This is a genomic window from Aquimarina sp. TRL1, assembly GCF_013365535.1.
GTDB lineage: Bacteria > Bacteroidota > Bacteroidia > Flavobacteriales > Flavobacteriaceae > Aquimarina > Aquimarina hainanensis.
On sequence record NZ_CP053590.1, the window covers coordinates 2,766,943 to 2,791,585 of the forward strand.

Below are 24,643 nucleotides of genomic sequence, written 5' to 3' on the forward strand. Positions count from 1 at the left end.
TTCAAAAACCAATTAGTATGAAAAAATTAATAGTACTGCTGCCAGTTATAGCATGTATATTGTATTCCTGTGATTTGGAAAGAAATCCATATGATCAGATTTCAGAAGATGAGTTGTTTTCTGATCCTGAATCAGTAAAAACAGCGACTATAGGTAACTATGCTTTGTTAAAAGGAGATGTAGGTTATGATGGTTGGGTAGATGATTTACATCGAATATCAGAATATGCAGGAGATAATGTGAGCTTAAGTGGGGGGACAACAGATCATTTGTTTTTCCTTTATAATTACCAATCGATAACAACAAATTTAAGGGTTGAACGATTTTGGAGAAATTCGTATAAGATCGTTGTAGGATGTAATATTATTATAGAAAAAATCAAGGAAGGAGCTTCCGAAGAAACAGATCAGTTATTAGGAGAAAATTATTACTTACGCGCATTGACATATTTCCAAATGGGAAATGTATTTGGGAGACCGTATAATCAGGGAGCCTCTAACTTGTCAATTCCATTAAAACTAACTTCAGATACTGAAGATCGTCCAGATAGACATACTATAGAAGAAGTGTATAAACAGGTAATTAAGGATTTAGAAAAAGCTGCATCATTAATGACAGAAAACAAAGGAGCCTCTTTTGCTTCCAAAGAAGCAGCCTATGCCTTGTTATCCAGAGTGTATTTATACAAAGAAGATCATGAAAAAACAGAGGAGTATGCCAATAAGGTTATAGAATCAGGAGAATATTCTCTACTGTCTAAAGATCAGTTTTCTAAAATGAATACCTTAACTCCAGAACAAAATGCAGAAGCAATTTTTGCTGTAACATTAAGCTCGGCTTCTGATCTCCTGGGAGGAGGTGATGATTGGTATACGATAGGATCTTTTTATGCCAATGTGCAAGGAAAAGGGTGGGGAGAAATGTATGCTTCAAGAACATATCTGGATTTAATTAATAAAAACCCGGATGATGCTCGGAAATCATTTATTGATCCACAATTCGAAGAAGATGAAAATGGAGAGAAAATTCCAGCGGTATATTGGGTCAATGATGCATATGCATATGAATTCAGACGTACAAGTGAAAGTGGAGGTGTTATTAGCTTTGAAGAAGAAGGAACTACCTATACGGTAATGTCAGAGGAGATAGATGGAAAAACAAATTACTATTTCAACGGACCAAATGGGAAACAAGATGTGACCAAAGGATATGATATGAAAAAGAGAAATGGACATCCTAAATTTTATATTCTCAAAGCTTCATTACAGGAGAATGATATTCATATGTGGTCTCCTATGGTATCCCGTTTATCAGAAATGTATCTCAATTTGGCAGAATCTCAAGCTAAAAGAGGCATGGATCAATTAGCGTTAGATAATATAAATATTATTAGAGAAAGAGCAGGAATCCCAATATATTCATTAACCGATATTCCTACAGGAAAAACAGTATTGGATATTGTTTTGGAAGAGCGTAGGTTAGAGTTAGCATATGAAGGGCATCGACGATATGATGTATATCGAAATGGTCGAACCATGGATAGGAAATATCCAGGAACTCACCTGAATGGTACGAATGCCTTTTTAGAGATTCCGGCGATACACCCCAGAGTAGTGGAGTTTATCCCGGAACAGCAAATTATTTTGCAACCTTCTCTTATTCAGAATGATTGATTAGGTTCCATAAGGGGTTCATTAGAACTCCTTATGGATTATATTTAATATACTAAAAAGAGCTTTTATGTATAAATGGAGTATCGTATTTGTCTGTGTTTTTTTATGTGCATGTCAGGATTCCGTCGATTCCTTACCAGTTGATAAATTATTTACCAGGATTCCGGCAAGTATTACAGGAGTAACCTTTGAAAATAAAATAATGGAATCCGAAAAATTACATTATTATAAGTACTTATATATCTATATAGGAGGAGGAGTTGCTGCTGCTGATTTTAATAATGATGGTTTGGAAGATCTCTTCTTTACATCCAATATTTATCATAACAAGCTTTTTTTAAACAAAGGGAATTTTCAGTTTGAGGATATTACAATTCAGGCAGGGATTAAAAAACGAGCAGGGTTTGATGCCGGGGTTTCTGTTGCCGATATTAATAATGATGGTTTTCTGGATATTTATATCAATCGAGCAGGCTGGTATAAAGGGGATCAAAAACTGGCTAATATGTTATATATTAATAATGGAGATCTCACGTTTACAGAACAAGCTGCCAAGCATGGTTTGGCAGATACCAACCGTTCAATAGCATCTACATTTTTTGATTATGATAAAGATGGCGATTTAGATGTATATATCACAAATGCTCCTGCGGATTTTGAATTATCAGATAAAATAGCAGATATCAAACGAGTACAACAACACCCCAAAACGCATTCGTATAAAAGCAGTGATAAATTATATGCGAATGATGGGAGTGGAAATTTCACAGATGTATCAATAGAAGCAGGAATAATGCCTGATTTAGGTTTTGGCTTGAATGCCCAGGTAGGAGATCTTAACAATGATGGGTGGTTGGATATTTATGTGTCTAATGATTTTATAGGACCAGATTTTGCCTATATAAACAATAAAAACGGAACTTTTTCTGAGCAAAGAAACACACTGTTCAAACATATCTCATACTATAGTATGGGGAGCGATATCGGAGATATTAATAATGATGGGTTGTCGGATTTAATGGTGTTAGATATGAGTCCTGAAGACCATATACGCTCAAAAACCACGATGGCGATGATGTCTGCTGATCGATTCAATAAGATGGTAGAAGAAGATCACCATCACCAATATATGCATAATGTAATGCAGTTAAACAATGGAGCGAAAGGATTTAGTGAAATTGGATACTTATCCGGATTGGCACAGACCGATTGGAGTTGGTCAATACTTTTTGCAGATTTTGATTTGGATGGATTGAATGATGTATATGTTACCAATGGTATTTATAGGGATGTAGTGGATAGAGATGTTAATGATGAGATCAATGCATTGATCGATAAGAACAAGACAAGCTTGCAAGAGCAGGATTTTTATGAGTTTACTCAGAAATTACCACAACAAAAACTGACGAACTATCTGTTTAAAAATAACGGCAATCTCACCTTTGATAATATGACTTCCAGGTGGTCTGATGAAGCTGCCACCTTTTCTAATGGTGCAGTTTATGTAGATTTAGATAATGATGGTGATTTGGATATCGTAACAAATAACCTGGATGAGCATGCAACAATATTAAGGAATAATGCAAGAGACATTAGTAAGAATAATTTTTTGCAAATAGATTTTTCCGGATCAAAGAAAAACCTGTTTGGAGTTGGAACTATGGTAAAATTGTATTTGAAGAATGGTGCTGTTTTGAAACGTACTTTAATAAACTCCAGAGGGTATTTATCTTCTTTGCCAAGTGTACTGCATATAGGTTTGGGAGAAGAAACTTTAATACCCAAATTAGAGGTGGTGTGGGCAGATGGAAATTCTCAAATATTAACGGATATAGGAGTAAATCAGAAAATACATCTCAATTATACAGAAAGTAGTACTGGTAATGAAAAAAAGAAGTTAGTAGCATCAGACTTTATTTTTGCAGAAGAAACCTTTGATTTGGAGCATAAAGACACTGTTTACAATGACTTTGATAAACAGCTATTATTACCACATAAATTATCACAGACAGGTCCTGCAATTGCCAAAACAGATATCAATAATGATGGTTTGGAGGATGTTTTTATAGGAGGAGGACACCGGCAAGAATCACAATTAATGATCGCTAGAGAAGATGGAAGCTATATAAAAGCAACGGTACCGGATTTTATAAAAGACCAGGCATATGAAGATGTCAGCGCCTGTTTTTTTGATGCAGATAATGATGGAGACCAAGACCTGTATGTGGTTAGCGGGAGTTATGAATTTAGATCTGATGATCCATTATTAGAAGATCGCTTATACATAAATGATGGAGGAATCAATTTTAGACGATCTTCTGATAAGTTGCCATTGATACGAATTGCAGGAGGGGTTGTAAAAGCTTCGGATTATGATCAGGATGGAGATGAAGACTTGTTTATAGGAGGACGTGTTGTCCCGGGAAAATATCCATACGCACCAGAAAGTTATCTGTTAATCAATGAAGAAGGAAGATTCGTGGATAAGACAAAAGAATTAGCAGCGGATATTTCAGAAATAGGAATGATTACCAGTGCAGTTTGGGAGGACATTGATAATGATAATGATATAGATTTAATCGTGACAGGAGAATGGATGGGGATTGAAGTGTTTGTTAATAAAGAAGGTACGTTGTCTAAGGACATGAAATACGATAAGCTATCATCTGCTACTGGCTGGTGGAATAAGATAGTAATGGCAGATATAGATAAGGATGGAGACCTGGATATCATTGCAGGGAATTTAGGGTTGAATTATAAACATAAAGCCTCGGAGAAAAAACCATTTCATATTTATACTCATGATTTTGATAATAATGGAACAGAAGATATTGTTCTGGCAAAAAATTATAAATCGAAGCAAGTTCCTGCAAGAGGTAAAAATTGTACAGCTCAACAAATGCCGTACTTAAAAGAAAGAGTCAAAACATATAAAGAATTTGCATCGAGCAATCTCCAGGAACTGTTAGGGGATAGTTTTGAAGCAGCAATCCATTACCAGGTAACAGAGCTCAGATCAGGGGTTTTTATAAATAATAGCGATAGTTTTGAATTTACCCCATTCCCAATAGAAGCCCAAATGAGCCCTGTTACTGCTATCATTTACGAAGATATTGATCACGATTCGGTTCGTGACTTAATTATGGGAGGAAATAATTATCATACCGAGGTAGAAACAACACGTTTGGATGCAGGAATAGGTGTTTTTCTTAAAGGAGTTTCCGATGGAAAGTTTGCGTTTCAAAAAAATAGAGAAACAGGACTTTATACTTCAGGAGATGTTAAAGATATGCTCTTGATTACGCATAAGAATAAAAAGAAACTGCTTGTCGCGAATAACAACAGCAAATTTCAATTGTATAACATAAAAGATAAATAGTATTAAAAACAAATTCTAGGAATTTGAAAAAATAAAAATTAGAAACTTTTAAAAAAGAACCTTTTTCGGTAATTGTTTTGAGATATTGTTGGATTGTTACCTCATCTGCTGAAAAAAATAAAAGTTTCGCAAGAGCCTAAAGCCAATAAATGGCTTTAGGCTTCAAATGAGACACCATAACGGTGTCTTTTTATTTAATACATGCTGGAAAATAGCCAACATTATATGTGGTTATGCCGTATGTAATTTGATTTTAACCCTTTGAAATATAGTGAAATATTATTTTTTTAGGATTATGTATAGTTTAGAGGTCTTAAAAGTAAGGATACATTTTTTTAAGTAAAGACTAACCAACAAGTATAATCTCGGGGACTAACATCTTTAGATATGTTTTTCTCGAATGGCACTTTGTCGTATTAAAATAGTGTATCAAAGCCCCGAAATGACCTGTTCTTTTAGTTCAATAGTACTGCCAAAACAAAAAGGATAACCATACTGTATGATTTTTTACAAAACAAATAGCTGATACAGAAGAGTATCACTATTGAATAATTACAACATGAAACCCAGTAATAGACCAATTATTTGATCTGTCTGGGAATTTTCTACTATTATTTTTTATCAAACCACACTCAAATTTAAAACCTATGAAAACAAAACTACTATTCATTGTAGCTGTATTATTTACAGCTGTACTATTTGCTCAAAATACAGGGATTGCTGTTCAGGGAATTGCTAGAGATGCTAGTAAAACAGCCTTAGGAAACAAAAATTTAAATTTTGTTTTTGATATTCAAATCTCGAATGGGACCTCTAAGTATAAAGAAACACAAAACCTGACGACGGATGCTTTTGGTGTATTTTCTCATGTGATTGGAACCGGAACCCCTCAGGGAACAACTTTTAGTGAGGTTGATTTTAGCACAGAACATCTAAAGCTCGTTATTAGTTTAGATGGGACAGTAATTTCAGATCAACCTTTTCACTATGCTCCGTATGCATACCATGCAAACAATGGGGCTCCAACAGGAGCTATTATGCCTTATCTCGGTGCAACAGCACCTCCTGGGTGGTTGTTATGTAATGGAACAGCAATACCTAATCCTTCTACTTCAGGAGCTGCTTTGGTTGCTCTCATAGGGAATAACACACCTAATTTACAAGGAATGTTTTTAAGAGGAACAGGTACCAGTCCTGTTAATGGACAAAGTGGACCGGGATTAAAAGCTACTCAATCTGATACATTCAAATCTCATAATCATTATGTAAACTTAACTACTAGTAGTAATGGAAGTCATTCACATGGATATGATGATTATGCGCATTCAGATTCAGTTGCAGATCACTCTGATCATGGTACAGGTAGCGGAGATGATAATGGAAACAAAAGAACGTCTCGAACAACTGCGAGTGCCGGTAATCACACTCATACCGTGAAAGGAAATAGCAATACTACAGGTGGAGCGGAAACACGTCCGGTAAACTATGGAGTAAATTATATCATAAAATTATAAAAGTACTTTTTGAGACCATCAAGTAAATAGTAGTACTAAGTAGCTTATGTACGACTATTAGTAGATGGTGTTCTATTATACAAAAACAGATGAAAAAGATACTTTTATCCCTTTGCTTAGGGCTAATGGTTAATTGGCTTTGGGCACAAAGTAATCCGCAAGTGATTACAGGCGCAACAACCCTGCAAGAGCAGGCGTATAATACAAATGGTGATAAGGTGAGCCTACAAATAGGTCCTAGTCAACATTATTTTCAATATAGTTTACCTATTCCCGAAGAATCAAATGGTACGGTAATGGGATATTTTCCCTGGGATGTGCTGTATATGGAAGATACGTTCGCAGAAGAAACTTTTGATATTTCCAAAGGATATTATGGCGATAAAATCCAATTAGATTGGTCAATCGGAGCCAATAAGGAAGCGATTGATCGAATTGAAATCTATCGTCGTCCTTATATTGATGAAAATACCTCCTATTTTGAATATCAAAATGGAGTGAATGTCCCACACCCATCTTTCGGGCTTCCTATTACTACATTGAGTCGAGATGATTTTCAATACATAGATAATTATATTGAAGGAGGTATTTTATATGAATACCTGGTATATGCCCAAGGAGTTTCTGCGATTGCAGAACGGTATATAACATACATCACAGGAATAGGGTATCGAAATCCTACAGCTGTTGTTTCGGGAAATATTAGTTTTGATGGAGGAAACCCTGTGAAAGATGTAGTTGTTAGAGCAGAACCACAAGGAGCAGAAATCAAAGCAGGAAGTAGTATTGCCGTTACTGATCAGGGGAACTTGTCAGTACAATACTTAAATAAAAATATAACGACAGCAGCTACTTTTCAATCTTGGATGCGAATCTCCGAAACAGCTGATTTTACTTGGGTAAGATTACAGCAGCGAGACTTCCTTACCGGAGAGCTGACGAACTCAACTACAGAAGCTAAGATACAATTGGAAGAAGTAGAAGAGGAAAAAACATTGAATATTCTGATTAGAGATGAAGGAAGTGGAGTACATAAAGTGATACTAAAAAAGTTTTATCCTACAGGAGAAGTAAATGGTAGAGGAGATGATATTTTTAAACCAATTACAGAAATAGCTGCTCATTTTATTCACCTTTCTTTAGTATTAAATGAAGGAGATAGACCAGCACTATTTATTAATGGAAGACAATTAAATCAGGCTTTTATAGAAGAAACAATTGCTGCCCAGCAAAAGGAATTAGATATAAACAAGAGAACGATTCCTGAATTAGAAATAAACACTACCTATAGATATCCTTCAACAAATAGTTTTAATAGTCTACTAATCGCAGATAAAATGAATGGGATTATTGACGAAATACGATTATGGCAAGGTAAATTAAATGGCAAAACAATTCGTCAGGACTTTAAGCGGTATTTAAGTGGAACAGAAACAAATTTATTGATGTACTTGCGTGCGAATGAAGGACAAGGGGTTTATGCGTATGATTTATCGGCTAAAGGGTATGATTTTAATAAGAATAAAGCTCTTTTGCAATTGGCAAGCTGGACTGGTAATATTTCGGATAGACCTACAGGAAATCAATTAGGGGTTTTAGGGGTTACGGATGAAAATGGGAATTATGTGATTGCCGCGATTCCATACACAGGAACAGGAGAGTCATTTAATATAACGCCTTCTTTTGGGGTGCATCAGTTCGAACCGAACCAACAACTGATCTTTCTTGGACAGGGGGCAGAGGTAGCAAATAAAATCGATTTTAAAGATATTTCGTCTTTTATTTTTAGAGGAAAAGCACGTATGGATGTAGTAGGGACATTCGAACCAATAAGGAACAATGATGGGACTGTTGTTGTTCCAGAGGTATTACAAGTCAAAGAAACCGGTTATAATGAATATACGGTAAGTATGACAGATGGAAATGAACGGACATACCAAAAAGGAGATTATCAAATGGGAGAAGTCCCCAATACGATCGTTGATATGCCGAATGTAGGAGTCGAAGGAGCCAATATATATATTGATGGAAATATTGTAATAGGAAAAGATAACAAGCCTGTATTAACGGATGAAGATGGGGAATTCGTGATTGAAGTACCTATTGGGAATCATTATATCGAGGTCAAAAAAGATCGACATGATTTTACTTATGGAGGACGTTTCCCAATGACCATAATAGATGCCCTGGCGCAAGAAGAACGCCTCAAAGGGAGTCCTCTTACTACCGAAGAATCTGAGTATATTACTGAAAATCATAAAACAGAATTTGATTTTTTTGAACATCAGGAGCAATCTGTTACCTTTTTAGATCAAACTAAAGTAACCCTTGTAGGGAAAGTAGTTGGAGGGTCTGTAGAAGGAGAAAAACCTATCGGTTTTGGAGGAGAAGGGTATGTAGAACATATTTTTGATCCACAGACTCCAAACGAACGAAAAGTAGCAGTGAGTGCAGTCAATAACATTGGGCAAGCGACAATAAAACTAAGCCATGAAGCAGGAGATGTTACTATTGCAACAAATAAAGCTTCAGGGGAATACAGAAGGGAACTGGCCCCACTTCAGTATGTTATAGAAAAAACGAGTACTAGTGACGGGGTTACTGTTCTTATAGATACAGATAATATTAGTCATACATTTTTAAATGCAAATGAAGTAGTAGATTTACGAACAGTGCCAACTCCTAAGACGTCAGAGTTTTCATTAGGAGAAGAAGAGGAACCATTGGTTTCTGATCCTTATCATTTTGAGAAAAGTTTTGTATATCGATCAGCTCCACAGTTAGATGTCACCAGACAAACTTCTGCTCCTATGATTAATATAGGTGGAGTGGAATATTATACAGAAGGGCTCAAACATAATGGTCAAGATTTGGTTATCTATGAACAATTTGAAGAATATTTTATTGATTTTGAAACGTCAGAAGTATATAAAAATTACGATGATCTCGCAGCAGGAAAAGAAGTGAGAGTGCCTATTACTGATGGAGAGTTTATCATAACCAATAATCTGGCATTAGAAAATACAGAAAGTATCTCTTATAATGATACCGATAAGAGTAAGTCTACGTATCGTTTTAAGGCAGGACTCCCTAGAATATCAAAACCATTTTTAAAAACCTTATCTATTAATTACAGGGTAAATAATGTTGATACCCCTGCCCATGGATATAATAATGAAGGTTTGATCTTAGGAGGGAAGTCAGATGGAAGTCAGACATTTGTAACAGCGGCTCCCGAAGTTCCGGATATTATTCTTAGGGATCCTCCGGGTTCTAATAGTTTTGCCGCTATTGAAAAAGGAGAAAGTATTTCTTTTACCACTAAAAGTAGTTTTACCAGTACAGGAGGGATCTCCAATTCTTTACAGGTGTTATTAGGAGTGAAATTTGGAGCAGGAGGAGGATTAGCAGGTCCCGTCATTGAGTCAAAAGCTACCAATAATGCCACAGTCGGAATTTCTATAAAAACTTCTTCGGATAAAGGCCGTAGTCTAAAAACAACCTATAGTTTTGATCAAACTATTAAGACTAGTAGTAGCCCATTTTATGTGGGAGCTGATGGAGATCTATACATAGGGAATTCCAGTAATTATTTTTATGGTTCTTATGATAACATTCAGGCAAATACAACCAACTTACCTGATTCAGATGCATTAGAGTTACATTTTAAGGATATTCAAGGAAATGAAATTCCTTTGTTTATAAGTAAGCAGAAGGCAATGTATTTTGTAGAAGAGCCGTCAGAAACATTTTTTGTCTATAGTCAGCGGCATATAATTGATGTTTTAATTCCAGAATTAGAACAGATAGTATATAACATAGATCATGGTATTATAGATCCTAATACACCAGGGGTACTACCTCGTAAGGAATATCTACAGCAAATAGCATTATGGAAAAAAGCGATTCTGAGAAATGAAATCACTAAGTATAAAGCGCTGAATGAACGTAGTGAATATAAAAAAGAATTAACATCTTTTCTGGAGGATCAACAATCAAGGTTGGAAAGAGAAATAGAGAAAGGAGATCTGGCACCAGGAGGTTTATTACATTCTGAGACGCAACTCAAAGAAAAATTAGATGACTTAAAAGGGTTGGAAACTATGCTGGAAGCAAATTTTGAAGAAAATATATCATTTGATGCCGGAGTAGGAGATATTACAAAAGGGATGTCTACAGCTTCTGTTTCAGGAGAGAGTACTGCATATAATATAACTATTGATGAATCATTGGCAATAGAATTAGGATTTAAGTTTAATGGAGTGGGACTATTAAATAAAACAGAAGCAGCTTTTTCGCAAAAAATAGATGGTTCTATAAATACAGAAAATGTAGAAACAACTAAAGTATCCTATACATTAAAAGATAATGATAAAGCCAATATGCTTAGTGTGGATGTTATTAATGCATTTGATGGTAATGGACCGGTTTTTAGTACAATAGGAGGGCGTACCTCCTGCCCCTATGAAGGGATTAGTACTTCTTTGTTTTTTGAAAAAACAGCCTACAACAGAGATGTTAATGAATATAAGAGAAAGAAAGCCTTATACGATAAGTATCTCGATGATAAGAAAAAGTTTGATAGGTGTGTGATTTTGGCATTACTATCTGGGCAAATCCCTAGTTGTACACCACCATCTCCAGTAGAAAAACCTTCCTTTGAAATTACTCAAATTGATACCTATACAGGAGATTTTGCTTTAAACTATGCGACTCAAAAGGTGGAAATTCCTCTTATTAGTGTAGAAAATGCAAATATTGCTAATGTACCAGAAGCAGGTGCTGCGGAGTTTACTTTACTATTGGAAAATAATAGTGTTAGTGAAACGGATATGGATTTCAAACTGAGGATTGATCCAGCCACAAATCCATATAATGTAAAGCATAATATTGCTTTAAACGGAACTATTATTCGTGTTCCCTATGGAAAGAAAATACCATTTGCACTAACTTTAGAGAAATCAGTGTCAGATCAATATGAGTATAAGGATATTGATATTGTTTTAGAATCACTATGTGATAAATATAATGTGAATGATCGTGTTTCAGTTTCAGCTTCATTTGTCCCTTCATGTTCTAAAGTAGTTATCTCAAAACCCTTTGATAATTGGGTAGTAAATAATGAAGATATTTATAATCAGGATGGCACTACGAATAAATTGGGAATAGAGCTATCTGAATTTGATACAAGTTTTTCCAGTTTCAAAAAAATAGAACTACAATATAGAAAATCTACAGCCTCTTCATGGAATCGCTTACACACTTATTATAAAGCACCTTTTACAAGTGCGGGAGGAGTTTTAGTAGATTATTTAGCAACAGCAATAGCTGATGGAGAAGATAAGAATTCTGTCATAACAGAAACTACGCAATTATACGAATTTGATGTTGATAAATTAAGCTTGTCAGATGGTACTTATGAGTTGAGAGCAATCTCTACCTGTAGTAATGGCACCCAATATATATCTAAAGTTATAACAGGAACAGTTGATCTGAATAAGCCAGAACAATTCGGAACACCTTCTCCTACAGATGGGATATTAAATGCTGGAGAAGATCTGAGATTACAATTTAGTGAACCGATCCAATTTAATGATGCTATTAGTAAAATTGAAATTGTAGCAGAGACAAATAATATGCCGATTTCTCATGGAGTTTCAGTATACTTTAATGGTCCTGAAAATAGTGTGGAAATAGATAAAACCAATGTTGTTAGCGGAAATTTTAGTATCGAATTTTGGATGAATAATTCTTCAAAATCTGATGCAATTATTATGCAGCAGGAAAATGGATTTGAAGTAGCATTAATAGATGGAGAACTAGTATGGACATTAGGAGATCAAACAATACAATCTTCAATAAGTAAAGATGATGTATTTCATCATTATACGTTGAGTTATCACGAGACAAAAGGAGAACTCCGAATCTATGAAGATAGTTATGAATTAGCAGTAAGGACAGTTGATAAGATAGAGTTTACTAATAAAGGGAGGTTAACACTGGGAGGAAATACTTTTTCCGGGAATTTGCATGATCTAAGAATGTGGACAAAGTCGTTATCCTTATCGGAATCAGTAGCGAATATGTATACGCAATTTTCAGGATCTGAACGGGATTTAATAGGGTATTGGCCCATGAATGAAGGGCATGGAGATGTTATGAAGGATCTGGCAAGGTATATTCATGGAAAAATGGAAGCCTCTTGGGATATAAAACCCAAAACCAATGCCTATGATTTTAAGGATCGGCAATATATAGAATTGAATCTAAATGATTTTTCAGAGTTTGGAGCAGCTAAACAGATTCATGACGAAATGGATATAACATTATCCTTCTGGATGAAAACGGCATCAAAAGAAGTTGCAACTATGTTTTCTAATGGAAGAGGAACCATTGAAGATCTGGTACAGGCTAACGGCAAACGTAATAAATGGGAAGTAGGATTAGATGAGGAAGGAAGTTTGATATTTACAAACGAAGGCGTTACTTATAAATTAACAGAAACTAGTCTTACAGATAACTCTTGGCATCATATCGCGATGATTGTTAATCGTAGAGGAGCCTTAAAAACGTATGTAGATAATACATTAGTAAGTTCGCACTCAGCTAAGAATATTGGAGGTATTTCAGGGGATAAATTCTGGATAGGAGCACGTGGTTTTACAGAAGTAGATGGAACGATAGTAACAGATAGGTTTTTTACCGGAAAAATAGATGAAGTAAGATTGTGGAACACAGCGCGTACGATAGAACAACTTCGTAGAGATAGTACCTGTGAGATAGCACCTGCCACATTGGGATTACTACTCTATACAACGATGAATCAACCAGAACTTCCGAATGGAAAAGGGCCTAAATATTATCATGCATTGTCTAATAATACGACACCTGCCGTTTTTTCGATCTTAAGTTCGGGAGTTCCTAATTATTCCGAAGATGCTCCTAAATTGAAACCTAAAAGGAACTTATTGAGTTTTGATGTTCGCCATATAATTAATGGAGATGAGATGATCATTACTCCGGAGATTAGTGATTGGGCAGTACTAGAAGGGCAAGTTTTGGATATAACGGTTGATAGGATATTCGATCTAGCTGAAAATAGGCAGGCATCACCTATTACCTGGACGGCTTTTGTAGAACGTAATGAGGTCAGTTGGTATGTTGCAGATAAAGAAGATCTCTTAGAAATAGAAAAATTTGTAGGAGACGAATATGAATTTGATATCTCTTTGATTAACAGAGGAGGGAAAAAACAAACTTTTGCCATTAAAAACATCCCGAACTGGTTGTCATTAGATAAAACCTATGGCACGCTGGATCCTAATAGTAAAATGACAGTAAAAGCAAGTATTGATCCAGAGTTTACGATTGGGGAATATATAGAGAACCTATATCTGGAAACGGATTTTGGGCTTGATCAAAAACTACAGTTAAATCTTAGAGTGTTAGAAACAGAACCTGATTGGACAGTAAACCCTAGTGCCTTTGATTTTAGTATGAACTTTATCGGAAAATTAAAAATCAATGGAATAATTTCTACAGATGCATATGATAAAGTAGGAGCTTTTGTTAATGGGGTCCCGAGAGGAGAAACCCATTTACTATATGATGAAGCTTTTGATGAGTATTTTATATACTTAACCGTGTTTAGTAATACAGCATTTGGAGATGCAATCATATTTAAGGCATGGGATGCTTCTCAAGGTAAAATAGTGGAAATAGAAGTTGATGACATGAGGTCTGTAGTATTTATGGAAAATGAAGTTATAGGGACAAAATCGAATTCAGCTTTATTCGAAAATACAAACGTAGTAGAACAGCACCTTTCTTTAAACACGGGATGGACATGGGTATCTTTTGATGTAAATGACCCTAACTTCAAAAACCTTAATGAATTGACCAAGAATTTAGCATTGTCAACAGGAGATAGAATCTTAAGTTTAAGCCCTGCACAATTAGAAACCTATTATAAACACCCAACAGACATAACAAGGAGTAGTTGGTCAGGGAATATAAGTGCAAATGGTGGGATGACGACAGAAAAAATGTATAAGCTGAACTTGGCTAAAGGAGGAGAACTGATTATAAAAGGAGAAAAAGTGGATGTCAGCAAGTGGTCTTATGAATTGAAAGAAAACTGGAACTGGCTGCCTTTTATAATAGGGAATAATACCCCGGTAAATGAAGCTCTTGCTTTTTATGATCCAAAAGATGGAGATGTTATTAAATCACAAAATTTATTTGCGATTTTTGATCCGATCAATGGATGGACAGGTACATTAGACTATTTATTGGCAGGTCATGGATACATGATTAAATCTGGCAAGGCGCAAACATTTAAATATCCAACGTATTTGAGCTCGAAGGCAAAGGTGATTGAGAAAGAGACTGAAACTCCTTCTGAAGATCAGGTCGCTGTAACCTATGCAAGGTATCCAGAAAATATGAATGTTATTTTACAGCTGCCCAAAGGATATTCCAAAGTAGTGGTTTATGATATGAAAGGCAATCGAAGAGGAAGTGCCAGCAATCAATTAGTAGGAGAAGAATCACTTAGTTTTCTGACGATTTATGGACAGGCTAATGAGATGTTGCGGTTCTATGTGTCAGGAGAAACAACGGAAGAAGCAACTACTAAACTTATGACTTTTTCAGCAAATAAAGTTGTAGGAACAATACAAGCCCCAGTATTATTAGAGATGGTATCAGAAACGATTGATATATATCCAAACCCTTTTGAAAATGAACTTAGGATAAAAGTACTTTCAGATAGATCTCAGAAGGTAAGGGTGTTTATACATTCTTTATCAGGACAACAGGTATACCAACGAGAGCTTTATGTAGATAAAGGGGAAGCTTTTTTTAGTATCGCACCAGAAATTTCTTCCGGAGCCTATTACCTGTATACGATAGTTAATAATACCATTATGAGAAATATGATAGTAAAAAAATAAATAAACAATACTGCCGGTATACAGTATCGGCAGTACATAAAAAATATAATGATGAAGAGATATAACTACTATCTGATACTATTGTTTTTTGCAGGGTATCAGTTACAAGCACAAAATCCTAATTGGAGTGTGAATGAGAATAATTATCAATATACGATGTCTTTTGTAGCTTTTCTGAATGTCGATGGAAAAGATTTGGAAACTGAGAATGATGTAGTAGGCGCTTTTGTAGATGGAGTATGTCGGGGAGTTGCTAATTTAACTTATGTTGCTTCAGAAGATAGGTATTATGCCTATTTAACAGTATTTGCAAATCAAAATAATGAATTGATACATTTTCGTATATATGATGCTGAAAAAGAAAAAACTACAGAGGTGTCTGAGACCCAGGTGTTTGAAATTAATAAACATTACGGGGATGTTTTTAGAGCATATAGCATTGCCGAACCAAGGCTGAGTGATGCGGCAGATATCATTGATTTTAGCTTTGTGAATACAAAAGCCAAAGATGTGATTTTTAAAGAGAGTGAAATAACAATCTTATTAGATGTTGAGGATAATGTTAAGGCACTTGTTCCCATCTTTGAACTTAGCCAGGGAGCAAAGTTATATAGGAATACGACAGAGCAACTGTCAGGAAAAGACAGTGTAGATTTTAGTACCCCAGTAGATTATAAAGTGGTATCAGAAAATCAATCGGTAACACGAGAATACACAATAAAAATCAAAGTAAGCTCTGGAGATATCACTTACTATAGAAAAAATGCCGTTTGTTATGAGGGAGGAGCAATTAAAGTTGTTTCTACCAGAAATAATGAAGAGGTATTGCTACTGAAGGATGGAGTTAACTTTTCTAGTCAGACAATAACTAATGGGGAAACTGTTTTCAATAATTTGGAAGCGGCAACATATGAAGTAAAGATGGGAACTATTCGGAAAGAAATTATCATTAATCAAAAAAAGTAAGTATGAGTATGAAAACAGTTTTTTGGATTATAATCGTTGTATTATTTTGTAATTGCTCTAGAGATGATGCTCCAGAAACCTCAGTTATAAAACCAATACATATTAACTTTGTAAAAGAAGATGGAACTTCTGTAACAACCTTTGATTGTATAAACCCTAATGATAAGTATTTTGTATCGATTGTTGTCGAAGCAGAAGGAAGTGGAACAGTAGAAAAAACATTAGTAGAGTATACTGTTAATGGAGTTTTACACAGTATGGTTTTTACGGGAATAGAAAATCAACGTAATCAAATTATCTTAAAAGAAGGAGAAAATGTAGCACAGCTTGTCGATACAGGAATATATGCTAAAGTTTCATATGTGGCTGCAGAAGCATTTGAATTAGTTGAATGATAGAGACTATATTATTTTTTTCATCTTAAAAAGAGTAAAAACTCCTCAGTTTATCAGGACTGGGGAGTTTTAATATTATAAAGAATAAAAAATAGAAATTTTTCCTTAAAAATAACATTAGTATTTTCATTAGATGTTGGTTATTAATTATTTTTGAATATATATATATTTATTAATTATATAAATAATATTACATTTATTTATGAATTATACATTGCATCAACTTCAGATTTTTCTAAAAATAGTAGAGAAAGGAAGTATCACCAAAGCTTCAGAGGAATTACACCTCACTCAACCAGCAGTTTCTATTCAGCTTAGGAATTTTCAGGATCAATTTCCTATACCACTTACTGAAGTAATAGGTAGAAAGATATACATTACTGATTTCGGAAAGGAAATAGCAGAGGCAGCTCAAAAAATAATTCAGGAAGTTGATCAGATTAGTCATAAAACATTAGCGTACCAAGGACAGTTGTCGGGAGTGTTGAAGATATCAGTAGTGTCTACAGGTAAATATATTATCCCTTATTTCTTGTCTGATTTTATGAAAAAACATTCAGAAGTAAACCTGGTATTAGAGGTGACAAACAAAGAGATGGTCGTATCAAGTCTGGAGGAAAATTCTGTTGATTTTTCACTGGTGTCGGTATTGCCAAAACATTTGAAGATTAGTAAGACTAATTTGATGGAAAATCAATTGTATTTAGTGGGGAGTACGACAGATACATTTGAGAAAAAAATGTATGATACTTCGATTCTTTCTGAGCTACCGTTAATCTATCGCGAACCAGGGTCAGGAACCCGACATACCATGGAAGAGTATTTAGAGCAAAATAATATTGTCGCGAGAAAACAGATGGAACTGACCTCAAATGAAGCGGTTAAGCAAGCGGTAATAGCAGGGTTAGGGTATTCGATTATGCCATTGATAGGAATACGAAATGACTTGGAAGCGAATCGATTACAGATTATACCTGTAAAGGGGTTTCCTTTGAAATCAATATGGAACCTGATATCTTTAAAGAACAAAAAATTTTCTCCGGTAGCAGCAGCATTTTTAAGCTATGTAGAAGAAAGAAAAGATGAAATAATAAGACAGAAGTTTCAGCTTATAAATTTATGATTTACCGGAAGGGGGTACTTGCTGTATGATGATAAAAGAGGATTCTGACTCTCTTTTATTAAGATTCAAAACCCTCTAATAAAATAATGAACGTAGGATTTATAGCACTATTCTAACCAAAAACATAAATCCATAACGTTTAAAAGAGGGGTTAATCAGTAATTTTAATCGTCAAAGTTCCGTTTATTTCAACTCTTTTTCCCGTAGTCATTGCTTCTTTAAAAACAGCTTTAAATGCTTCTTTTTCTTTTAATAACTGGGCAATGCGTTCATCATCATAACTGGAATCAATATGTTGATTTCCTTCATGTATAGAAAGCCTGTGTAGTTTGTGAAAGTTTATTTTTTCTTTTATTAATGCATTCACAACATCCGAAGCTTCAGAAGGAGTAAATGTATTGTCTACCAATTGTATCTTGTCCATTACTTCTGTTGTAGTCATATCAGTTAAAAAATTATAATTAATAGTTTTTCGTTATGTCTGCTCTTTCTACTTTAATGTATTCGTATGCTGATAGGAATGCATCTACGTGTTATATAGCAGAAGTATTAATTATTTGTTTAAGCCCCGGTGAAGAAAGAAACGAGCAACTCTAAGAACAGTTTGTAGTACGCAGAGTAACCCGTTTCATAGTTTCCTCCATTTTTATTCACAGGGGCAAATATTAGATTAATTATTGATATATTTTTATTTATAATTATTGTGTAATTCATTAATATTTTTTATTATAAAATGAATAGTAAAATATTCCTTTTTTGAAAAAAAGTATTAAAAGAAATAATTGAATTAAAAGTGAAAAAAAAGGTGCCAAAGTATCTGTTGGGGCGTTTTATATGTATAAGATCTGTTCATTTGTATAAAATCTAAAAAACGAACATGAAAAAAGTAATACAATTGTTAATCTGCTGCCTGGGAGCCTTTTTAGTGATAACTAATAGTTTTTCTCAAAAAGGAGAATCTACAGAGTCAATTCAGGAATTGGATAGTAAACTGGAAGAAATATTCAAAAGTTCAGACCTTACAGGAATTTCTATTGTAGTAGTAAATGACAAAGAAGTGTTTTATAACAATTCTTTTGGATATGCAGATGTAGCGACCCAAAAGCCGTACACAAATCATACGGTACATAATATTGGTTCTGTTTCCAAAACATTTATTGCTGCTGCTATTATGAAAGCTCAAGAGTTAGGAAAACTACGTTTAGACGATCCAATTAATCAATATCTGCCATTCCAGGTGATACACCCTAAATTTCCTGATGTACCGATTACGTTGCGACATCTGGCACAACATACCTCGGGAATTAGTGATGATAATGCTTATCTAAGAGCATATGTGTTAGAAAATCCGATAGATGATTATTCTTATTTGCCAGATGATTTTGCAAAGAATCTAAAAGTTATCGCGCAGAATGAGGATCTTTCTTACGCGATGTTTTTTGAAAATGTGTTGTCCAAAAATGGAAAATGGTATTCAAATAAAAATTTCACAAAAAAAGCTCCTGGCAAGCGATATAACTATAGTAATATTGGAGCAGCTTTGGCAGCGTATGTGGTTGAAAATGCAACAGGAGTTCCTTTTGAGCAATTTACAAAACAGTATATTTTTGATCCTTTGGGGATGGAGAAAACAGCCTGGAAGATAAACGATAATAATCGGGAGGAATTCGCCTCCAGATATGTTACTAAAAATACGATGGTACCAGCGTACCACCTGATTACGAGTTCAGATGGGGGGTTGATCACAAATACAGATGAATTTGGGGAATATTTGAAAGAAATGATCCGGGGAAGAAACGGGGAAGGTGCGATATTGTCAAAAGCATCTTATGAAGAAATGTTTACCCGTACAGAAATAGGAAAAGAATCCAGTGGAATTTTTTGGGGAGTTAATGAAAAAGGAACTTTGAATCATTCCGGGAGTGACCCTGGGGTAGTAAGTATTGCTGCTATAAATCCCAGCCGTAATGTAGGCGTGTTTCTGATGACGAATATCAGTGCAGATGAAGACAAACAATTGATGGGAGCTGTTCTGGAAATATGGACAACTCTAAAGCATCATCGTTGGGAGTAAGTGTCATATCATAAAAAAAGCCATGTAGTAAACATGGCTTTTGCATATTGAAGTTTTAAACTTCTTTACGCCATTTGTTAATCAAAACAATCAAAACAATATTAATAATTGCAACAAACGATAATAAGATAACTTGAGAGAGATTAGTGCTACTTACCATGAAGGTTTCTATAACATGAGAGATGTTTAATAAGGCGAGTAAGAAAGCATACATGAGAGAGAATATTCTAAACCCTTTTCGTTCGTAAAATAACGTTAAGAATGCCATTATCATAGGAAGGATCATCGCTACAATGTGGATGATGTGAATGGCAATGGGAACACCATTGCTAAAAGGTTCTGTAGGGAGAGGTTTAAAGAAAATACTTTCTCCAACTTCTAATGTGCTGTGTATTGCTATACCCAGTGCAATTAATACCCATGAAATAAGAATTTTTTGTTGATTATTCATGTAGAGGGGAGTTTTTAAGGTAGTACATGTAAAAGAATAACTCCCTAAGCACTGACGAACGCAAGTTAGTGCTTAGCTGTTAATGGAGTTATTGCAAAAGAATTTGTAATAAAGATATGCGACGTAAACACTAAGGAGAACAATCTCCCTAGTGTTTTATGTAGCAAAAGGAATAACATATCACATGGTATCGTATTGCTTTCTTTTTCTTAGTTTTATAGATAAAATTTCCAGGAAAAGAAGGCGATACCTGTAATGTTTTTATAGAGGACTTAACTGGCTGGGAACTCCTCCAGAAAGAGAGAAAGCTTCATTTACCTCTCCATTAGCCGGGTTATACGTGTAATAGCCTTGATAATTAGAATTACTAACTGCAAAATACACTAAGCCATCAATAACAACAGGACCACTGATACTAGAGCTTATAGATCCACTACTGGGAATTCCTGCTATTTTTGTGATCTTCTTGGTGTTTATGTCTACCATATATGCATCGACATCTTCTTCTCCAAGATTACTATAGTCAGAATTAATAGCAGATGATTTAAGCTTTATGTATAGTTTATCACCTACAACAGCAGGTCCTGCTAGACAAAAACTATTTCCTCCTATGAACTCATTAAAATCAAGTTTCCAGGAAGGGTCGATTTGATTACTTCCTGCTTTGATTCGAATGCATTTGGAGTGAGCAGGATCAGAAGTATTCCCGACTGGACTTGCAAGATAGATATCCCCATTGTCCGCTACTGTTGCATAATTTGAATTTTTTCTCTCGAAACCTAACCATATATAATCATTGTGCTGAGTTAATCCAATGAAGGTATCATTTGTTGTGTCAAATACAGCAACATAGCTTATATCAAAAGCATGTGTTCCATCTTCTTTTAGAAAAAATACTTGAGTATATAATTTTCCTTTGCTTTCCAGCATAAAAGAACCAATTCTGGTACTGGTAACTTCATCGGTAAGAATAGGAGTAATAGCTTCTGTTATGTCGATTTCTCCTGTTCGCTGCATAGTAGAAGGGTTAAATGTCTGGATTGCCGTACGACTTCTGTTTGCATCTGTATAATATCCCTTGGTAGGACTAACAACTTCAAAAGTAAATATTTTCTCATTAACAGCGATAAATCCTTCATCTGTAAAAGCATTGTTCTGATAACCGAATTTTTGTATCCCATTATCCCCTGCAGAGTTCGATGTATGGTATACAGCTCCATCAATAGCTAATCCGGTTGTGCGGGCAGCAGCTATTTGTGTTGCATTAGAGACTTTAGAAATGTCAATTGTACCGGAAAACATCTCCTCTGAGGAAATTAACAATCCACTGGAAGTATTAGGGTCAGTAATAACAAATAAGGAAACACCAGATTTTTCGGGACTTGTTCCTCCTCCATCAGGATTAGAAGGTTCAGAATTGTCATCACTACTACAACTACTTATGAGATACATCATTGATAGGATGTATGCACACATCTTAAAGGTCATTTTTTTCATTTTTCACTTTTTAATTAATTGAATACTTGATTTTTAAACGATAATTAATTCCAGGTTTTTGGACTCTAAATCCATCAAAGGCTTCGGCATCCAGGATATTGTTGATCTCTGCGTTAACCCAGAGTGGGGTACCAGAAACTTTATAGGTAATTCCTATATCTATTAGATTTTGAGTTGGAATTATATTTACTCCGGTGATGCCATTAACATCACCAAATAGAGGGGGTTCTTGCTCTTTGGAAACCGCATTTAGTAAGTATTTTTCTACGTAATTATAATTGCCGTAAAATTGCCAGTTTCCTTTTCCGATCAATTTTTTAGGGTGATAACGAAGTCCGATATTTCCAAAAAAGTATGGAATATTGGGTTGTCTGGAATCTTCGAGTAATCGGGAGTTAATATCCGTGTTTTTTCGTCGTATATCCTGATAGGTTACGGCTAGATTAAACCGAATGTTTTTAACCAAGCTCCCTTTTAGCATAAACTCTCCCCCAAGTATTCTGGCATCATCTGTATTTTGATAGCGAGAATATAATAGACTGAAGGGGCGCAGGAAAATATTGTTTTCGATAGCTCTATAGAATGTATTAATATCTAACCAGAGGTTTTGTTTTTTAGTGATATTAGAGTAAAATCCGAGATTGATATTATGACTCGTCTCAGGTTGCAGGTTGTAATTTCCAGAAATAAATATAGCATCTCCAAAATACTCTTCAGACTCTGGGATTCGGGTAGCTCGCTCATATGATATTCGCAGGTACCGGTGCTTGTTAATGTTGTATTTCATGGAATTACTTATACCATAACTATCATCGGAAAATTCTGGAACTTCACCATAATAATCATAAACCGAAGAGATAGAACTAGTGATAACCCCATATCTTTTTACGGAAAAAACATTGTCGATTTTGTTACCTAAAAAAGAAGAGGTAACCCCAATACCTGTAATGTTCCGTGTGTATTTTGCAGGAAACGTTAAGACATCTACATCTCTTCCAAAAGTTTCTGCCAATGGATCAGAGCCAACTCTTTTTTCATAGATATAATTATGATTAAAGTTTAATTGATGGTTTTCATGGAGTTGGTAGTTAGCATTGGCACGAATAGTCCAGTTATCGAAGTTAAGTCTCCTATATGATTTAGCATTTTGATTGGTCTCTCCTCCATTGTCATTATCAGGAATAGGAAGTGGTTCTCCTAACCAGTTATATCTGTATGTGGGAGTGTCATCGAATAGAGTATTTCGATCGCTATAGGCAGTAAAAAAATCCAGATGTAGTTTGTCGAACTGTTTTTGATACCTGATTGTAAAAATAGATGCATCTTCTTCATATATTGCTTCTCCATAAGGGATCGTAAGCCGAATATTATTTTGTAACTCTTTTTGCATGTCAAATCTGGAAAATCCAATTTCAAATAAATCGGCGATTTTAGTAGCTCGCGTACCTATTTTTGTTTCCAGGAACAAACTGTATATACCATCGTGAAATCGTTCAGCCTCAGTTGATTTGAGAACACCAGTGTCGGCATCAGGGATATCCACATTTATGGTGTAGTTATTATCTGATGTGATAAAATATGAAGTAGCAGCAGCAAAAAATTTAGAATTAGGAATTGTCAAATATCCGTTTAGATTGACTTGGTGTGTATTAAAAGAAGCGACTCCGTAAGAAAGGTCCAAATGGTTTTTGTGATTGTTTTGAGAAATAAAGTTAACAGCACCACCCAAGGCATCAGCTCCTAAATCCACAGGTAGCACCCCTTTGTATATCTCTATATTGGTTAATTGATCAATGGGAACCATGCTCAAATCAAATGCTCTTCCAAGATAATCCAATGGGATTCCATCTTTGAAAAAACGAATGGCATTCCCCTGTAATCCATTAATATTGATAGAAGTTCCACTTCCAATACCTCCATTTTGTCGTACTTTAACTCCAGAAGTTTGATTCATGATTTGAGGGAGACTGATGGATTGAGCTTGTATCTTCTTTACATCAATTACTTCGATCTTAATAGGCTCTTCTCGTTTTCGCTGTACTTTTGACTTGCTTTGAAGAACGATTTCATCTAAGTTTTGACTTGTCTCTGATAAGGAAATACTAAGAAAAAGAGGTTTTCCTTTCTGAAGAAAAACAGTAACTATTTCTTTTTTAAAACCGAGCATGCTTACCTCTAGTTGATAATTGCCCAAAGGAGTTTTAGAAAGTTCAAAATAACCATTGATATCACTAATAGCTCCAATGGTTGTTCCTTTGATTAATACGGATGCTCCAGGTAATAGTTGTCCGTGTTTATCAGTTATTTTTCCTGAAAGAGCAGACTGACTTAATAGTGGGGGACTTATCAAAAACAAAAAGATAAGTACAAAATAACGCGGGTACATTTATTTTTATTTAGTTTAAATAATGAGCAAAAGTATTGTAGATTCTTCACCCTGTACCTACGCAAATAGAAGTTTTAATGCCGCAAAAGAATGGAGAGTAAAACTAATTTCCCCTTTTTTTATTGTATTTTTGCAATTATAATTTAGACTGAATAAAACATAAAAGGGTGGTGTTTTATTGTGTTGGAATACAGTATGGAAACTGGTGTTTTTAGGGGCGATAAAGAAGAA

The 24,643-nt window shown here is 34.9% G+C and carries 12 protein-coding genes; 8 read left to right on the forward strand and 4 right to left on the reverse strand.

What is annotated here, in order from left to right; all coding sequences use genetic code 11:
- The first annotated feature begins 17 nt into the window (after positions 1-17).
- The 7 genes from HN014_RS11210 to HN014_RS11240 all read left to right on the forward strand — a co-directional run bounded on the left by HN014_RS11210 (position 18) and on the right by HN014_RS11240 (position 18,004).
- A complete protein-coding gene (locus HN014_RS11210; RefSeq protein WP_176028962.1) occupies positions 18-1,673 on the forward strand; it encodes a RagB/SusD family nutrient uptake outer membrane protein in 1,656 nt (551 codons plus the stop codon).
- 67 nt (positions 1,674-1,740) lie between these two features.
- Positions 1,741-5,052 (forward strand): VCBS repeat-containing protein, encoded by a 3,312-nt coding sequence (locus HN014_RS11215; protein ID WP_176028963.1) that lies wholly within the window; start codon positions 1,741-1,743, stop codon positions 5,050-5,052.
- Positions 5,053-5,699: 647 nt separating this feature from the next.
- Positions 5,700-6,566 (forward strand): tail fiber protein, encoded by an 867-nt coding sequence (locus HN014_RS11220; protein ID WP_176028964.1) that lies wholly within the window; start codon positions 5,700-5,702, stop codon positions 6,564-6,566.
- Positions 6,567-6,655: 89 nt separating this feature from the next.
- Complete coding sequence (locus tag HN014_RS11225) at positions 6,656-15,520, forward strand: LamG-like jellyroll fold domain-containing protein (protein WP_176028965.1); 8,865 nt, start codon at positions 6,656-6,658, stop codon at positions 15,518-15,520.
- Between the two features lie 48 nt (positions 15,521-15,568).
- Positions 15,569-16,486: a hypothetical protein gene (locus HN014_RS11230; RefSeq protein ID WP_176028966.1), complete on the forward strand. Its 918-nt coding sequence runs from the start codon at positions 15,569-15,571 to the stop codon at positions 16,484-16,486.
- Positions 16,487-16,494: 8 nt separating this feature from the next.
- A complete protein-coding gene (locus HN014_RS11235) occupies positions 16,495-16,881 on the forward strand; it encodes a hypothetical protein (RefSeq protein ID WP_176028967.1) in 387 nt (128 codons plus the stop codon).
- A gap of 202 nt (positions 16,882-17,083) precedes the next feature.
- On the forward strand, positions 17,084-18,004 hold the full coding sequence (locus HN014_RS11240; RefSeq protein WP_176028968.1) for a LysR family transcriptional regulator: 921 nt from the start codon (positions 17,084-17,086) through the stop codon (positions 18,002-18,004).
- Between the two features lie 151 nt (positions 18,005-18,155).
- On the opposite strand, the gene HN014_RS11245 is transcribed toward HN014_RS11240, so the two are convergent.
- Positions 18,156-18,446 carry a hypothetical protein gene (locus HN014_RS11245; RefSeq protein ID WP_176028969.1) on the reverse strand — a complete coding sequence of 97 codons (291 nt, stop codon included), beginning with the start codon at positions 18,444-18,446 and terminating at the stop codon, positions 18,156-18,158.
- A gap of 435 nt (positions 18,447-18,881) precedes the next feature.
- Between HN014_RS11245 and HN014_RS11250 the strand changes: the two genes are divergently transcribed.
- Positions 18,882-20,078 carry a serine hydrolase gene (locus HN014_RS11250; RefSeq protein WP_176028970.1) on the forward strand — a complete coding sequence of 399 codons (1,197 nt, stop codon included), beginning with the start codon at positions 18,882-18,884 and terminating at the stop codon, positions 20,076-20,078.
- A 55-nt stretch (positions 20,079-20,133) separates the two neighbouring features.
- Here HN014_RS11250 and HN014_RS11255 read toward each other — a convergent pair whose 3' ends face one another.
- From HN014_RS11255 to HN014_RS11265, 3 genes are all read right to left on the reverse strand, one after another.
- Positions 20,134-20,529 carry a hypothetical protein gene (locus HN014_RS11255; protein WP_176028971.1) on the reverse strand — a complete coding sequence of 132 codons (396 nt, stop codon included), beginning with the start codon at positions 20,527-20,529 and terminating at the stop codon, positions 20,134-20,136.
- Between the two features lie 261 nt (positions 20,530-20,790).
- The gene (locus HN014_RS11260; protein ID WP_176028972.1) at positions 20,791-22,026 is read right to left on the reverse strand and encodes a DUF4374 domain-containing protein; all 1,236 of its coding nucleotides are present in this window, start codon (positions 22,024-22,026) and stop codon (positions 20,791-20,793) included.
- Positions 22,027-22,036: 10 nt separating this feature from the next.
- Positions 22,037-24,412 (reverse strand): TonB-dependent receptor, encoded by a 2,376-nt coding sequence (locus HN014_RS11265; protein ID WP_176028973.1) that lies wholly within the window; start codon positions 24,410-24,412, stop codon positions 22,037-22,039.
- Positions 24,413-24,643 lie beyond the last annotated feature (231 nt).

Coding starts and splice junctions, on each gene's coding strand:
- HN014_RS11250 (WP_176028970.1), top strand. CDS start 18,882: ATGAAAAAAGTAATACAATTGTTAATCTGCTGCCTGGGAGCCTTTTTA.
- HN014_RS11215 (WP_176028963.1), top strand. CDS start 1,741: ATGTATAAATGGAGTATCGTATTTGTCTGTGTTTTTTTATGTGCATGT.
- HN014_RS11230 (WP_176028966.1), top strand. CDS start 15,569: ATGATGAAGAGATATAACTACTATCTGATACTATTGTTTTTTGCAGGG.
- HN014_RS11240 (WP_176028968.1), top strand. CDS start 17,084: ATGAATTATACATTGCATCAACTTCAGATTTTTCTAAAAATAGTAGAG.
- HN014_RS11210 (WP_176028962.1), top strand. CDS start 18: ATGAAAAAATTAATAGTACTGCTGCCAGTTATAGCATGTATATTGTAT.
- HN014_RS11225 (WP_176028965.1), top strand. CDS start 6,656: ATGAAAAAGATACTTTTATCCCTTTGCTTAGGGCTAATGGTTAATTGG.
- HN014_RS11235 (WP_176028967.1), top strand. CDS start 16,495: ATGAAAACAGTTTTTTGGATTATAATCGTTGTATTATTTTGTAATTGC.
- HN014_RS11245 (WP_176028969.1), bottom strand. CDS start 18,446: ATGACTACAACAGAAGTAATGGACAAGATACAATTGGTAGACAATACA.
- HN014_RS11255 (WP_176028971.1), bottom strand. CDS start 20,529: ATGAATAATCAACAAAAAATTCTTATTTCATGGGTATTAATTGCACTG.
- HN014_RS11265 (WP_176028973.1), bottom strand. CDS start 24,412: ATGTACCCGCGTTATTTTGTACTTATCTTTTTGTTTTTGATAAGTCCC.
- HN014_RS11260 (WP_176028972.1), bottom strand. CDS start 22,026: ATGAAAAAAATGACCTTTAAGATGTGTGCATACATCCTATCAATGATG.
- HN014_RS11220 (WP_176028964.1), top strand. CDS start 5,700: ATGAAAACAAAACTACTATTCATTGTAGCTGTATTATTTACAGCTGTA.